The organism is Sinomonas gamaensis (assembly GCF_005876955.1).
Classification (GTDB): domain Bacteria; phylum Actinomycetota; class Actinomycetes; order Actinomycetales; family Micrococcaceae; genus Sinomonas; species Sinomonas gamaensis.
In genome coordinates, this window is the sequence record NZ_SSCL01000002.1 from 26,266 (window position 1) to 40,916 (window position 14,651).

General features: G+C 68.3%; 13 protein-coding genes, 1 tRNA gene and 1 pseudogene. 9 read left to right on the forward strand and 6 right to left on the reverse strand.

Going from position 1 to position 14,651, the window contains the following annotated elements; all coding sequences use genetic code 11:
* Positions 1–5: 5 nt before the first annotated feature.
* The 4 genes from E5679_RS02655 to E5679_RS02670 all read left to right on the forward strand — a co-directional run bounded on the left by E5679_RS02655 (position 6) and on the right by E5679_RS02670 (position 3,582).
* Positions 6–100: transfer RNA gene (locus tag E5679_RS02655), tRNA-Sec, on the forward strand.
* Between the two features lie 37 nt (positions 101–137).
* A complete protein-coding gene (gene selA / locus E5679_RS02660; protein WP_138413552.1) occupies positions 138–1,469 on the forward strand; it encodes an L-seryl-tRNA(Sec) selenium transferase in 1,332 nt (443 codons plus the stop codon).
* A 3-nt stretch (positions 1,470–1,472) separates the two neighbouring features.
* Positions 1,473–3,269, forward strand: coding sequence for a selenocysteine-specific translation elongation factor (gene selB, locus E5679_RS02665; RefSeq protein ID WP_138413553.1), 1,797 nt, complete (start codon positions 1,473–1,475; stop codon positions 3,267–3,269).
* Positions 3,270–3,291: 22 nt separating this feature from the next.
* Positions 3,292–3,582, forward strand: a complete 291-nt coding sequence (locus tag E5679_RS02670) for an ABC transporter permease family protein (protein ID WP_138413554.1) — start codon at positions 3,292–3,294, stop codon at positions 3,580–3,582.
* Between the two features lie 343 nt (positions 3,583–3,925).
* On the opposite strand, the gene E5679_RS02675 is transcribed toward E5679_RS02670, so the two are convergent.
* On the reverse strand, positions 3,926–4,312 hold the full coding sequence (locus E5679_RS02675) for a MerR family transcriptional regulator (protein WP_138413555.1): 387 nt from the start codon (positions 4,310–4,312) through the stop codon (positions 3,926–3,928).
* Between the two features lie 44 nt (positions 4,313–4,356).
* Here E5679_RS02675 and E5679_RS02680 point away from each other — a divergent pair.
* The 3 genes and pseudogenes from E5679_RS02680 to E5679_RS02690 form a co-directional block, all read left to right on the forward strand.
* Positions 4,357–5,034, forward strand: a pseudogene (locus tag E5679_RS02680) (FAD-dependent oxidoreductase); the annotation flags it as partial.
* A 176-nt stretch (positions 5,035–5,210) separates the two neighbouring features.
* Complete coding sequence (locus tag E5679_RS02685) at positions 5,211–5,759, forward strand: carboxymuconolactone decarboxylase family protein (RefSeq protein WP_138413557.1); 549 nt, start codon at positions 5,211–5,213, stop codon at positions 5,757–5,759.
* Positions 5,760–5,798: 39 nt separating this feature from the next.
* Positions 5,799–6,476: a haloacid dehalogenase type II gene (locus E5679_RS02690; RefSeq protein WP_138413558.1), complete on the forward strand. Its 678-nt coding sequence runs from the start codon at positions 5,799–5,801 to the stop codon at positions 6,474–6,476.
* Positions 6,477–7,324: 848 nt separating this feature from the next.
* On the opposite strand, the gene E5679_RS02695 is transcribed toward E5679_RS02690, so the two are convergent.
* The 3 genes from E5679_RS02695 to E5679_RS02705 form a co-directional block, all read right to left on the reverse strand.
* The gene (locus E5679_RS02695) at positions 7,325–8,440 is read right to left on the reverse strand and encodes an NAD(P)/FAD-dependent oxidoreductase (protein ID WP_138413559.1); all 1,116 of its coding nucleotides are present in this window, start codon (positions 8,438–8,440) and stop codon (positions 7,325–7,327) included.
* Positions 8,440–8,730 (reverse strand): NAD(P)-binding protein, encoded by a 291-nt coding sequence (locus E5679_RS21555; protein ID WP_138413560.1) that lies wholly within the window; start codon positions 8,728–8,730, stop codon positions 8,440–8,442. Before E5679_RS21555 ends, E5679_RS02695 begins: the two co-directional genes overlap by 1 nt.
* A 99-nt stretch (positions 8,731–8,829) precedes the next feature.
* Positions 8,830–10,005 carry a serine hydrolase domain-containing protein gene (locus E5679_RS02705; protein ID WP_138413561.1) on the reverse strand — a complete coding sequence of 392 codons (1,176 nt, stop codon included), beginning with the start codon at positions 10,003–10,005 and terminating at the stop codon, positions 8,830–8,832.
* Positions 10,006–10,256: 251 nt separating this feature from the next.
* Between E5679_RS02705 and E5679_RS20730 the strand changes: the two genes are divergently transcribed.
* On the forward strand, positions 10,257–10,538 hold the full coding sequence (locus E5679_RS20730; RefSeq protein ID WP_171042222.1) for a hypothetical protein: 282 nt from the start codon (positions 10,257–10,259) through the stop codon (positions 10,536–10,538).
* A 256-nt stretch (positions 10,539–10,794) separates the two neighbouring features.
* On the opposite strand, the gene E5679_RS02710 is transcribed toward E5679_RS20730, so the two are convergent.
* Together E5679_RS02710 and E5679_RS20735 are read right to left on the reverse strand one after the other, a co-directional pair.
* The gene (locus E5679_RS02710; protein WP_138413562.1) at positions 10,795–11,232 is read right to left on the reverse strand and encodes a hypothetical protein; all 438 of its coding nucleotides are present in this window, start codon (positions 11,230–11,232) and stop codon (positions 10,795–10,797) included.
* Positions 11,232–11,444, reverse strand: a complete 213-nt coding sequence (locus E5679_RS20735; RefSeq protein WP_171042223.1) for a hypothetical protein — start codon at positions 11,442–11,444, stop codon at positions 11,232–11,234. The genes E5679_RS02710 and E5679_RS20735 overlap by 1 nt, the downstream gene beginning before the upstream one ends.
* Positions 11,445–13,263: 1,819 nt before the next feature.
* Here E5679_RS20735 and E5679_RS02715 point away from each other — a divergent pair.
* Complete coding sequence (locus E5679_RS02715; protein ID WP_138413563.1) at positions 13,264–14,277, forward strand: PASTA domain-containing protein; 1,014 nt, start codon at positions 13,264–13,266, stop codon at positions 14,275–14,277.
* The last annotated feature ends 374 nt before the right edge of the window (positions 14,278–14,651 follow it).

The window sequence follows — 14,651 nt, forward strand, 5'->3', positions numbered from 1 at the left end:
GGGACGGTGGCGTCCGGGTTCTGGTGGGCCCCCCGGTCTTCAAAACCGGTGAGGCCGAGCATCTCGGCCTGGCGGGTTCGATTCCCGTCCGCCACCGCCAACTGCCCTCGGGCAATCCCCCGGAACGAGGAGGGGCTGTGGACCAGGTCGATCCTCGCCGCCTGATTCCCCGCACGAACGACCTGCTGGCGCTGCCGGAAGTCCGCGCGGCCCGGGAACGGCTGAACGAGAGGGTCATCCGCGGACTTGTCCGGAAGGTCCAGGAGCAGGCGCGGCGCGGCGTGCTCGCGCCCGGCCAGGTGGAACCAGCCCTGCTGGCAGCCCTTGCTGCGCGCAGGGCGACGACCCTGCGCCCGGTGCTGAACGCAACTGGGGTAATCGTCCATACCAACCTCGGCCGCGCCCCTCTTTCTGCTAGTGCGGTCGAAGCTCTTGTGGCAGCCAGCGGCTACGTCGACGTGGAGCTGGACCTGGCAGACGGCACCCGCTCCCGCCGCGGCGAGGGCGCCCGTGCCGCGCTGCTCGCTGCCTGTCCCGCCGCCGAAGACGCCCTGATCGTCAACAACGGGGCCGCGGCCCTGGTGCTGGCCACCACAGCCCTGGCCGCCGGCCGGGAGGTGGTGGTGAGCCGCGGGGAGCTCGTGGAGATCGGGGCCGGCTTCCGGCTGCCCGACCTGATCGAGTCGACGGGCGCAGCGCTGCACGAGGTGGGCACGACGAACAGGACGCATCTGAGCGACTACGCCAATGCTCTCGGGCCGGACACGGGCTGCGTGCTCAAGGTCCACCCGAGCAACTTCCGCGTGGACGGATTCACCTCCGCCGTGCCGCTGCAGGAACTGAGCTCGCTCACAGCGGCAAACGGGATACCTCTGGTCGCGGACCTCGGCAGCGGACTGCTGGCGCCCGACCCGCACCTGCCGCACGAACCCGATGCCGCCTCCGCGCTGGACAGCGGGGCCGACGTCGTCATCGCCAGCGGCGACAAGCTGCTGGGCGGACCACAGGCAGGCTTGCTGCTGGGAGGCATGGAGATCATCCAGCGATTGGCCGGCCACCCGTTGGCCCGTGCCGTGCGGGCGGACAAACTCGCCCTAGCCGCCCTCGAGGCGACCCTCGCGGGCGAAACGCCGCCGGTTGTCCAGGCCCTGCACGCCGATGTCGGTCAGCTCCGGCGCCGCACGGACAGGCTTGCCCGAGCTCTCGGAGCGCCTGTCGTGGCGCATGAAGGCAGGGTCGGCGGCGGTGGAGCGCCCGGTGTTCCCCTGCCGGGATGGGCGCTCCGGCTCCCTGAGCAGCTCGCGGCGCTCTTGCGCGCCGGAGACCCGGCGGTGCTGCCGCGCGTCCACGACGGCTCTTGCCTGATCGATCTGCGCTGCGTGCAAGAAGAGGACGATGACCGGATACTCGATGCGGTACAGCAGGCGCTGACGGCCCTCGAGGTCCGGGATGCGGGCAGGGCGGGCTGAGCAATGCAAGTCGTCGCCACCGCCGGGCATGTCGATTCCGGCAAGAGCACCCTGGTGCGCGCCCTCACGGGCATGGAGCCGGACCGTTGGGAGGAAGAACGACGCCGCGGGCTGACGATCGACCTGGGCTACGCCTGGACCAGCCTGCCGTCCGGACAGGAAGTCGCCTTCGTGGACGTCCCCGGCCACGAGCGCTTCCTTGGCAACATGCTGGCCGGAATCGGACCCACGCCCGTGGTCTGCTTCGTCGTCGCGGCCGACGAGGGCTGGCAGGCGCAGTCAGGCGATCACCGCGACGCCGTCGCCGCCCTGGGCATCGAGTACGGCGTCGTGGTCCTCAGCCGCGCGGATCGGGCATCCGAACGGCGGGTCGACGACGTGCTCGCCCGCACGCGCCGGGAGCTCGCCGGCACTGGGCTGCAGAACGCGCCCGCAGTCGCCGTCTCGGCCGTCGACGGCACAGGCCTGGCCGAGCTGCGTGCAGCGCTCGACCGCGTCTTGGCCGATGTGCCTCCTCCCACCACCAGCGGGCGGGTCCGGCTGTGGGTGGATCGCTCATTCACCATCACAGGCTCCGGAACCGTGGTGACCGGGACACTGGCAGCAGGAACCATCGACCAGGGTGACCGGCTGCAGCTTCTGGGCCACTCGGATTCCCGGCCCGTCGTGGTCCGCGGCCTGGAAAGCCGCGACACCTCCTACGCCTCAGTGGGGCCGGTCAGCCGAGTGGCGTTGAACCTGCGTGACGTCTCCGCCGCGGACATCCGCCGCGGAGACGCCCTCGTCACCCCCGACGCGTGGCCCACCACGGCCGTCCTGGGCATCCGCCGCACCACTGGAGCGGCCTATACGGATGTGCCGGAGCAACTCATGGTGCACGCTGGCACCGCCTCCGTGCCAGCGCGGCTCCGGCCCTTCGGCCCAGACCATGCCCGGCTCGTCCTGGAGAGGCAACTGCCGCTCGTCCTCGGAGACCGTCTCGTGCTCCGCGACCCGGGGAGCCGATCGGTCCTCGGCGGGGCACGCGTCCTCGATGCCGATCCGCCACCGCTGCGGCGCCGCGGCGACAGCGCGCGCTGGGCGGAGCGGCTTTCACGGATGGATCCCGCCGGAGACCTCCTGGGCGAAGTCGCAGCCCGCGGAGCCGTGCAGGAGCACCATCTCCGCCGCCTAGGGCTGCTCTCCGAGCACGACGCGGACCCGCCCCCCGGCGTCAAGGCCTTCAGCGATTGGTGGGTGCACGCGCCCGTCTTCGAGGCCTGGCAGCATCGGCTGCGCACCGAACTTGAGGCGCTTCACGAGCGCGACCCTTTGTCCCCGGGTCTTTCCATGGGTGCTGCCAGCGACCTGCTTGACCTGCCTGACAAGAGGCTGCTATCCCACCTCATCCGCGATGCCGGTCTGGAACAGGAGAACGGCCACATCCGGATCCCCGGCATTGAGGATAACCTCGGTCCCGCCGAGTCCGCAGTCGCAGAGTTGGAGCGCAGGCTCACAGCACACGCCTTCCACGCCCCAGAAGCCGACGAGCTGGCCGCGCTTGGCCTGGGGGCCCGGGACCTGGCCGCCGCTGAACGCACAGGACGCCTACTCCGGCTCCGCGACGGGGTGGTGCTGCTCCCCACGGCACCGGCCCTTGCAATGCGCGCCCTCGCCCGCCTGGAGCAGCCCTTCACCACCAGCCAAGCACGTCAGGCCCTCGGCACAACGCGACGGATCGCAGTCCCACTGCTGGAATATCTCGATTCCCGCGGCTGGACCCAGCGCCTCGACGCCGGCCACCGCACCGTGGTGCGCTGACCCGGGGTCCTGACGCGGCAGCATGGCGGTCCAGCTGGGCAACAGTGTAGGGATCGTGATCGGCAGGGTCGTGGTCTGCCTCGCCGTCGGCTCGCTGAGCTGGTACGCGCTGACCAAGCTCTCGCCGCCGCGCTGGGTCAGGCTGGTCGCGCTGGCCCTGGCCGGGGTCATCCCGCTGATCCCGCCCACAACTCTGGCGCCCGGCCTGTACGTCCTCCTGACCAGTGTCGGACTCCTGGGAACCGTCTCGGGCCCGGTCATCGTCTACGGCCTATTCAACCTGCCGTTCGCGGTGCTGCTGATGAGCTTGTAGTTCTCGGCCCGGCTGACCAGTGTCGGACTCCTGGGAACCGTCTCGGGCCCGGTCATCGTCTACGGCCTATTCAACCTGCCGTTCGCGGTGCTGCTGATGAGCTTGTAGTTCTCGGCCCGGCCGGATGAATTGCGCGAGGCCGCTCTCGTGGACGGCGCACATGAGATGCGCATCTTTCTGGCCTGTGATGCTGCCCTTGGTGCGCCCGGCCTGGCCGCGACCGGGGTCTTCATCGTCGGGATGGCCTCGGCGGGCCGCCGCTGGGAGGCAGGCAGGAGGCGATCTGCCGCATCATCGAGTGCCCGTGGGACCGGACGGGCCGCGGCTGGACTCCCGATGCCGGTCAGAGGTAGCTGCAGACCTCGCCGGGGTCGCAGCCTTCCGGCCCGGAGGCGGCGGCCTCGAGCTGGGCGGCGAGGCTGTTCCGGAGGGCCTGGAGCTCTGAGATGCGGGCGTCGACCGCCTCGAGCTGGTCGACGAGCCGATCGCGGACATGCGAGCAGGGGCGGGTCCCGGCATCGTGCACTGCTAGGAGAGCTGCGGCCTGCTCCAGGCTCAGGCCCGCGGCGCGGGAGCGGCGGATGAACGCCGCCCGCTGGACTATCTCGTCGGGGTAGTCGCGGTAGCCGGACGGGGTCCGGCCGATCCCGGGCAGGAGCCCAATCTCCTCGTAGAAGCGCAGGGTCTTGGCGGTCGTGCCCGCGGCGGCCGCTGCCTCGGAGATGCGCATCGTGTGCTCCCTTCCCTCCGGATCCGTTCCCGATGGTCTCAACCGAGACCGTCGTCACGGCCGACCTCGGCGGCGCGGCGGACGAGTACCGGGCGGAACGTGTCCTGATGGCCACCGGCCGCCGCCCCATGACCGCTGGGCTGGGGCTGGCCGGAGTCGGGGTCGCCTTCGGGCCCGGCGGGGAGGTCCTTGTCGATGCCGGGCTGCGGAGCGCGAACCCGCGCATCTGGGCGGCAGGGGATGTGACCGGGCACCGGGAGTTCGTCAACGTCGCCGCCGCCCAGGGCGCCCTCGCCGTGGAGAACGCCTTCGCCGCAGCCGATCTGGAGGTGGACTACTCCCGGCGCCCGAGGGTGGCGTTCACCAGCCCCGCCGTCGGGGCGGTGGGGCTGACCGACCGGCAGGCCAATGGCGAGGGCCAGGTCTGCGAGTGCCGGGTGCTGCCGCTGGAGTTCGTGCCGAGGGCGCTGCTGAACCGGGACACCCGGGGGTTCATCAAGATCGTCGCCGAGGGGGGCACCGGGCGGATCCTGGGCATCACCGCGGTCGCCCACGACGCCGGGGAGATCGCCGCGGCCGGGGTGCACCTGATCGGCTCCGGCACCACGGTCCAGGAGCTCGCCTCCCGATGGACACCGTACCTGACGATGGCCGAGGGGCTGAAGATCGCGGCGCAGTCCTACACCGCGGACGTTTCCCGCCTCTCCTGCTGTGCGGTATGAACCGCTCTCGCCGGAGGCACCGGTGCGCGCGGGTTCTGTGTGCGCTCGCACACACAACACGCCCCAGCCGGGCGTAGTGTGAGAGACCGCCCGAGAGGGCATCGAGAAGAAGAGGCTCGGCCGCCGCCCGCAGAACCCGACGGGCCCGCGCAAGCAAACGAAGAAGGAGCCGCACCATGCCCCGCATCCCCGTCCACACCCTCGACACCGTCCCGGAGGCTTCCCGCCTGCACGCCGAGCGCCTGGAGAAGCGGATGGGCCGGTTCATGAACATCCACGCCGGGATGGCCCACTCCCCGGTGGTGATCGCCGCCTACCAGGGCATGCAGAAGGCCATCGCCGAGCACGGGACCTTCGACGCCGCCACCCGGGAGGCGATCGCCTTGGCCGTGGGCAACCAGAACGGCTGCGACTACTGCCAGGGCGCCCACACCGTCTCCGCGCGGAAGGCAGGTCTCGCCGACGACCAGATCGTGGCCATCCGTGCAGGGGAGGTCCGCTTCGACGCCCGGCTCGCGGCCCTGACCGAGGTCGCCCGCGCCGCCGCCGCCGACACCGGCAACGTCCCCGAGCCCCTCTGGCAGGCCGCGCTGGATGCCGGGTGGACCGACACCGAGCTCGCCGAGGCATTCGCGCACATCGCCGTCAACCTGTTCACGAACTACTTCAATCACTACGCCCACACCGAGCTCGACGTCCCCGCCGCCGAGCCCCTCACCGCTTGACACATACCCCGACTGCAAGAGAAGAGGAAGGAACGAAACATGGCCGCGGCACCGCAGGTGATCGTCTTCGACGTCAACGAGACCCTCTCCGACATGACCTCGATGGCCAGCAGATTCGCCGAGGCCGGGGCCCCGGAGCCTTTGGCGAAGCTGTGGTTCGCGACTCTGCTGCGGGAGGGCTTCGCCCTCGCCGCGGCCGGGGACGCGGCCCCGTTCGGCGAGATCGGCGCCGAAGTCCTCACCGGGCTCCTGGAGGGCGCGGGCGTCCCCGACCCTGCGGGCACGGCCCGGCGCCTCGCCGCGTCCGTCGCGGACCTCCCCCTGCACCCGGACGTGCCGGAGGGGATCTGCGCCCTGCGGGCGGCCGGGCACCGGCTCGTGACGCTCACCAACGGCTCCGCCCAGGTCGCCCAGAAGCTCTTCGGCGCGGCCGGGCTCCGGGACGAGTTCGAGGCTCTGCTCTCCGTCGAGGACGCCCCCGCCTGGAAGCCGCACCCCTCCTCCTACCAGTACGCCGCCCAGCAGTGCGGGACCAGAGTGGAGGACGTGATGCTGGTTGCGGTGCATCCTTGGGACATCCACGGCGCCGCCCGCGCGGGCCTGCGCACAGCGTGGGTCAACCGCACCGGCGGCACATACCCGTCGTACCTGGCCCGCCCCGAGCTGACCCTGGCCTCCCTGACGCACCTCAACGCCGAACTGTCCCCCAGCGCCTGACGAGGGCGTCCGTTCGAGCCGACCCCAAAGGGCCGGGTCATACCGCACTGGGCCCTGGGCCGGAGGGAGGAGAAATGCGCACTGGGCAGGCCTGCGCCATCCACCAGCAGGACCAGGGGACCCCGGGCTGCAGCAGGGACCGCCGCAGCGGTGGGCTTCGCGCTCCGCGAACTCTGCCGGGCCTTGCAGGGTGATCGCGCAGCAGGCGGTAGCAGACCTCGGTATGGATACCGGCCAGGCGTGCGGACCTATTGATCTCCTCGCCGGCCTTGATCGCGGCCAGAAGCCGCACCGCTGCAGGCGAGGACAAGGACAGATACATTCGACGGACACCTTCCGGGAGGTGTTGCGTCGATCAACTGAATCTTGCGGGCCCCAAATCATACGGTCCTCAGGGAAGTCCCACGAGTGCGCGTGGTCCCCTGGCAGCCAAGAGCCCTGAGGACGGAGCGGGCGGGCCGAGGACCACCCGGTTGGCAAAAGAACCAAGTCGCCTGAAAATCGACAGGGATGAGGAGAATACTTCGTCAAGCTGGCGAGCTCACATTGGCCTCCTGCATCTCGGCGGCACCTTTCAGGCGGTCCAAACCGAGTCGCTACGACTACCCTCAACGAGGATGTGCCACGCGGCGCACGGTCACCACCGCGCGCGGCGACCTCCTGTGCAGGCTGAACCGGTACCCGACCTCGTTCTAGGTCCACAACGACGGTGAGCGCCTGTTGAACGGTATCGTTGACCGGCGCAGTGCTGGAGGTGCGCTTGGCGAGGACGCAAGGCTCTCGTTTCGTGGTGGCTTGATGCTGCGAGCTGAAGCACCGAGAGGGGCGAGGCGCCGGGACTCCCCGCGCTATCCCATGGCTGCCGCGGCGATCAATCGGTGAAGGTTCGCCGGAGCGGCCGATGCTGCCTGCCCGTACCTGTGGAGCAGGGCGGTCCTGGCTTCGTCTGTCGGGCTGACCTTCCGGGCCATGGCGGAGAAGCTGTCGAGCCTGGAGTGGACGAGCCATTCCCTCAGATCCGGGTTCTGCCTCCAGCGGGCCTGGGCTGTCAGGTTGAATAGCATCGCTCCGAGCCAGTCTCGCGGCCGGTCGGTCATTGGGAACGGGGTGCAGAGTTCGTTCTTCTCTGCCTGGTCGCCGACGGTCGCCTCGATGTGGGCGATGATGGCGCTGCTGAACACCGGCTGCAGCGGGCGCACCATCTGCGGGGTGATCTTCCGGCCGTCGAAGACAGGGACGGCCGCGCGCACGGGGACGCCCCGGGCCGAGCAGTCGATGTAGAGCCGGCCTGGGTCCGATTCCACGGTGCCGTGGTCCAGGACGATGCGGCTTGGTTCGAGGCGCTGGACCCGGCCCATGCGGACGACGTCGCGGATCTGCCGGAGGGCCTCCAGCTCCGCTTCGGAGACGGTCGCGCCATGGTACATGGTAGGGATCACACCGGGGTCCAGCCGCAGGAGCTGCCCTGCCGCCTCGAGGCGGGCGAAGAGCTCCTCCACGGTGGCTGCGGTGGCTGCGATCTCGGCCTGGACGGCGAACGCGGTGAAGGTCTGCTCGAAGAACTCCTCGGCAGGCTGCAGCTTGGCCCGGTTCTGCAGCCACGGATCGCGTGGCACGATCCAGCTGATCAGGTCGGGGGAGACCCCGTTCTCCAGCAGCCAGAGGCAGGCGTCGATGCCGGTCTTGCCGGCCCCGATCACCACGTACCCGCTCGGCGGCCGCGCCTGCCGGGTGAGCCGGTTGGGCGGAATGCAGTGCACGCCGCCGGCCACCTCGTACTTCGGCGGGTGGGTCGAGGGGACCTCCGTGCGGAGGTAGGAGGCGTCGACGACCTTCTTCCGGACGCGCAGCTCGAGCGTGCCGCCGTGGAGCAGGGACATCAGGCGGTGCGTCTGGTCGTAGTCGCCCTGGTAGTCGGTCAGGGGATGGTAGCGGACCCGTCCCGTGGCGGTGAACTCGCGCATCAGCTGCTCGTAGTAGGACAGGATGGTGGCGCTGCTGGCACGGCTGCATAGTCCACGGTTGAGGGGCGTGGTGTCGCGTTCGCCGTCGCTGAGGGCCCGCGAGTTGACCCCGTAGGTCGCCGACGGCTGATGCAGCCTGATGAAGGGTAGGCGTCATTCCAATGGCCGCCCGGGGCATGGCGACGATCGACGACCGCGATCGTGGACTCGGTCTCGTGGACCAGCACGTCGGCGAACGCCATCCCGACGGCTCCGCTTCCGACGATCAGGTAGTCTGCCTCAAGGCTCATGTGTACCTCCCGACCTCAGCGGAGGCCAAGGGGCGCCGCGATTTCATAGTTGCCCGGCGCGCCGCGCAGATTCTGGTTCCGACATCGGCACTGTCCCGCTCAGCTGGCGCCGCACAGGGAGTTGACCGTCTCGCTGAGCGTGGACTGCATCTGCTCGCCGATCGACTGGCGCTGCTGGTCGGCGCTGGGGTCTTCCGGGGTGCCGGGCAGGGGTGGCAGAGCGATGGCCATGCTCGCTGTGTACCTTCCGTCGCTGCTGGCCACGGAAACGGTGAAGGTGTACTCCTCGTTGCCCGCTATGTGGAACGATCCGCTGCTCGTGCAGCCCTTCGGGCCCCTCCAGATGCCGAGGGCGTAGGGCGTTGGCGAGGCGCCCTTCTCCATCTGCGCCAGCGATGCTGGCGAGAGGAGCCTGCCGCCGAAGAGGGCGGCGAGGAAGGTGTTGACGTCGCCCACCGTGGAGATCACCCCTTCGGCGGAGGAGCCGGCTTGGTGGGTGTTGTCGGTGGTGTCGATTCTCTGCCCGTGCAGTGTCAGGTAGCCGTGGAGGATGTCCTTCTGGGACAGGTCGAGCCGGGCCATGGACGTGTGGGCCAGGCCGAGCGGGGCGATGACCTCTTCGTTGAGGACGTCGGGGAAGGGCTTCTTCCGCAGCGTCTGGACGAGCAGGCCGAGGGCGATGTAGTTGGTCTCGTCCCATTGGTAGTTTCCGACGGCGCTTGCGGGCCAGGGCTGGCCGGCGGCGTCCTTGAGGGCCTGCTCGAGCGTCAGCGGCCGGGCTAGGGCCGGGCGGAAGTCCATGCCGCCCATTGAGGCGGGGATGTAGCTGGGGATGCCGGAGGTCTGTGCGAGCAGCTCCCGGACGGTGATCGGCCCGGGCGGGTGGAGCTCCTCCTGGAAGCCGGGGATGACGCTGTTCACGGGGTCGTCGAGCCCGATGAGGCGGTCGTCGACGAGCTTGAGCACGGTGACCGCGGCGAACGTCTCCGTCACGGTGCCCACCGACACCCGGTCGCCAGGCTGGGCCGGGTCCTTGGTGTCGAGGTCCCGCACCCCGTAGCCATGCGACCACTGCCCGCCGGGCCACTTCGCCTCCGCGACGGCGGAGACGGCGCCGCTGCCGATGAACAGCCTGGCCTGCTCGTCCAGGGGTGCGACGGCCACTGGGGTCGTCGCGCTGGGCGTAGCCGAGGAGTTCGAGCCGGAGTACTGGCAGCCCGTGAGCAGGAGAGGGACGAGCAGCGCTGCGGCCGCTGTTCGTGATCGAGGGGCCATCGGAACCACCGTGCCATCGTGTTGAGGAATGAACGGCCGATGAGGCCCAGACGGCGCCGAGGCGCGCGGATGTCCCAGCGGCATCAGGATAATTCCGAGACATGGGGGAGCGGGAGGGCATGGCTCGTCCACTTTCCCTCTGGCTGCCACCAAGCGAGGGGAGCCGCAATGCCGCAGGTGGGGTTCGACTATCAGATTTGCCACGTACAATTCGGCAAGATCGATACCGTTAATTGGGGGGGCGAAGAAGCGTGAATGAAGCAAAGAGGCGAGACCTCTCCCGGCAGATCTCTGGCCTGGGAGAGCCAAGGTGGCAAGACCATGCGCTGTTCTCCGTGTGCCTCCGAAGGCTGGGTGACTTCCTGGCCGAACGGAGGCGGATGCCGGACGTGGGGGCCGAGGACGCCTCCGAGGCGAGGCTCGCGTCGTGGCTGCGAACGCAGCAGGCGGCGGAGAGGCACGGCACCCTCTGCGGTGTTCGCGGCTTGAGCCTCCGGGAGCTCATCGGCCCCGGATGGGCCTTCATGCGCTGAGAACGCTGGGCTCATCGGCGAGATCTCCGCCAGCAGCGCCGATTTCGGCACCCGCTTTGGCGCGCGAGGCTGCCGAGGTGCGCCTCGACGCCGACGGGTCAAAGCAGTGCAACGAAAGCGCTCAAGATCTGCTCCGCGGGCGTCATATCGAAGGCCCCGGCCGGAGCCCCGCAGCTCATCGAGCCGTACAAGACGGTCTTCGGCCTGATCTTGGAACCCGCTCATGCTGGAAAGGTCACTTGGATCTTCAGCGGCTTCACTTCGACGCCACCGTCAGCGCCCACGCACACCTCCACGAGTTCCCCGCCCAGCTCTGCTCTGCGGCCAGAACCTCGACCATCGTGCTCGAGCCGTCATCCCAGTGGAGTTCTGAACGCAACCTCTGGTGCCAGTGGCCCGCGAACAGTGCTTTGGGCCGGATCTTCTCCGCAGTGTCTTGCAGGAGCTCCCTTGTCTGGTTGGCCCTCTCGATCGTCTTCGCGGAAAGCCCGGGCATGCCTTTGAGTCCCGTCACTCCCATTGGGACGTCGTGGGTAAGAAGGACGTCTAGGCGGGGTCCCTTTGTGCACTCGTCCACTAGGCGCTGGGCTTCCTCGCGGGTAGGCTCCTCCTGTTCCCACCAGTCTTTTCCGGCGGTCCGCCATGCCTTGTCGACGCTGTGGAAATCACCCATTACGGCAGCACGCCAGACCATCAGGACACTTCCAAGGGCTTGATCGAGATGACGGTCGTCGTGTGACGCAGCGTCACCACGCCATCGGTCCTCACCCGGAGGTAGAAAATCCCATCCTCGCCGACGGTCAGGTTGCGAATGCCCACGAGGGGCAGGGTGTCCCCATCACGCCTTAGGTCGGCGATGAGGTCCCGATCGCTTATCTGGGAGACCTGCCGCGGGAGTCTGGCCACAGTACTGGTGCCATCCGTTCGGAGGTCGAATACATGCGGGCTGCCGGACCCTGTGGTCACTCGCCAGCGACCGATGTCCAGGTCGGTTAGAGTGCGCAGTTCCGTGCCTTCCACTGAGAGGCTGTCGCCGCGGTCCCCTTCGCATTCCATGCCGCAACTCACTCGGGCAGCTCCTTGGAAAGGGCGATGATCGAAACCGGAGTGATGTCGCCGGCTTTGTCGATCACGATTCGGGCCTTCGCAGCGGCGATCTGGACACCCCGGTCTTCAGGGCTCACCGACGCTGGGCGATGTGACCGAGGGATCTGCCTTCCTCGTTCGGCCTCTTCGAATCTCCGACAGCAGCGCATCAAGCCGCACCGCCCCGGCGCGTCGACGCAGGACGTGCCCGTTCAACGAGGGTCCGAAGACGCCGTCCTTCTGCGTTGGTTGTCCGAGGCAAGATCGCCAGTCGCACTTGGGCGGTCTCGCCCGTATGGGGGAGCGATAGCTCTATCGTTGCCTCCCCCTCTTCCGTTCGAAGGGGTCGGTAGTTGTCCAGATGGAGGCGGGGAGCGAGGTGCATCGATGTCATCTCATCCCGCACGGATTGGGCCTGTTCCGGTATGAGGTCCTCTAGCAGGAGTTCCACAACGATTCGTCTTGAATGGGGTGACCGCCATGACTCGATGCTGTATGCGCCCGTGGAAGTGAGGAGGCCGATCCTCCTGAGGATGGCGCTTTCGATGTCGAGGCCCGCTATCCACTTCGCGTCCATCTTGGCCTTGAACCGCTCGTGACGGGTCCAGCCGTCTGGCACCGCTCTGCCTGCCCATCTCGCCGGACCGCTACGCGCCGGCTCAAGCTCTGCTGGGCTGACGCCGGCGACGACGATCTCTACTGGCTGACCGGGGCGGTAAAGGCGTGTTCCAGCCTTGTGCGGCCTCATGCGGAGGCCTGGCACGCCCGAGAGGTGACATCTCGGAACCGTGTTGCTGGGCCGAAGTGGATCGTCAAGCTCTCATGTCCCGGTTCAACACGCGGGATCCCGTACGAGGAGGGGTTGCTTCCCCGGGGTGCATACCGAAGCGAGCGGAGCTGGTTGAAGAAGGTGCCTTCGAGGTCTCGCTGGGCCGGCGATGCCTCGTTCGGCTCGTGTTCAAGGCATTTCTGGTAGCTCTGGCCTGTGGCCTTCGCCTGAATATAGGCGGTACGAGTTCGTCCGGATTTGGGCATGACGCTCCTCGAGCATGCACTGCCGACTCAGAATGCTCAGGGCGCTCAGGCGTGGACGATTTCGATCTAATGTAACTGGGCTGAAAGACAGTGCACCTTGGCGGTTTGACAGGTCCAGTAGGGGACTGCCTCCCGCCGGCTGCCCATGGGACCGACGCTCGCGACTCTACCAGATTCCACCGCCTCATTCCGCATGGCAAGACACGTGACCGGTCTGAACGACCGCCCGCAATCCTCGGCGGGGGAGAGCGGGCTAGGAGTCGCTGCTTCGACACCCTACGGATCCCCGTCGGGCCCTTTCGCGATGACGCGCGCTCGGTTCGCTCATGAGCCCTGACATGCGTAGAACCCACGGTGACGGCTCCGGATCGTGGCGGCAGCCGTCCGCGTCTGGGCAGCGCGACCAGCTCGCTGACGTCACCCCCCCGGGTGACGGTCGCCTAGAGGCTCAGCCCAGCCCTCCGATTCCCGCGACACGAATCAAACGAGCATTTGGGGAACACCTTTGGGTTCCTTGGACGTGCCCAACGATCCAGTATTCTCGCTTAAGGGGCGGGGGACGCCTCATCCGGATTCGGGGCGTGGATGCGCACCAGGGGGACCTTTGAACAGCACCACGCGCCGTCGCGCAATGTTCGGCGGCACCGCTGCCGCAATCCTGATCGTTGTCTTGGTGCTCGCAGCTATCGTGGGCCCGCAGCAGCAGGCTGCACTTTCTGGACAGTCCTCCACTGCGATGGCCTCGACCAGCCCAACTCCGCGCCCGACCGTCCCAGATGTCGTCGGGGCGACGGTCGCGGATGCGGACCCGGTCTTGCTCCACCTTGGCGCGCTCCGCGCCTTCAAGGGTCCCGACGGGGTGGCTTACACAGCACCTGACTCCGCGAAGGTGACAGGCACCGTCCCCGCCGCCGGAGCCACGCTCCCCGCTGGCGCAACCCTTGTCGTCAACGTGGACATCACCCAGAAGGATGCGCAAGCGAAAGCGGCGGCCGCGGCGAGGGCAACACGGTACGCATTCAAGTGTTGGGAGGAGGGATCCTCCCGCTCGGCGCCGCCCACGACGTTCAATGACTTCCACGCCATCTGGCCCAATCCCAAGATGAACAGTTGCGATCTCACCATCGGCGGCCAAGAGCTGTACAGTGCGAAGCTCGAGGATGACGAGAAGCAGGCGGTTCAGCAGCTCGCGGCCGATGGCGGCGATGCCAGCAGCCCGGGTATCGCCTATGGCGAGACGCTGCTCGCCTGCGCTGTCCCGCCCACTGTTCTCTGGGAGCGCGAACGCACCAGGCCGCAGGCTGTTGCCCTGGCCAAGGCCGCCCTGCGGATGTGCCCTGACGCTCCGTTCGCCTCCGAGCTCCAACGGATCGGCAACGGCATCCCGCCCGGAAGGTTTGCGGATGGCACGTATGTGGTCGGCAAGGACATCCAGGCCGGCACATACCAGGTGAAGGGCGGGCAAGTGCACGACTGCTATTGGGAGCGCACCGGCGCCCAAGGTGGCACGATCGCCAACGACTACATCACCTTCGCACCCCAAGGGCCTGTGGTGACCGTCTACGTCGGCGAAGGGTTCGTCTCTGAGCGCTGCGGGGAGTGGTCGAAGATCGGCTAACACCGGCCCATGTCCCAGCGGTAGATCGGCTTCCTCCGGCCCCCGCCACGTTCTGCGTGACCTCGCCGGTTAGGGTCGTGGTCCGCCGTGCCCTTCGCCCTGCGGCTGGCGTCCACCCCTCCAGCGGACCCCGTCTCCGGCGTTCCAGCTGTTTCGTGCAGCGGCAGCGGACAGCGGCGGGATTGTCCCTCTCCTTCTTTTAGGTGCCCACGTCGTTAGACCTTTGAAGGTGCCCCAGATCTCTGTCGCCCGACTAAGGGTCGCAACACCCCCAGTAGCTGTAGGTCTGGGGTGTACTCCATCACCACAGATGCCGACTTCAGACTTTTGCGTTGCAGAAGGGCGGATTTCTAACTTTTGCTACATATCTGTAC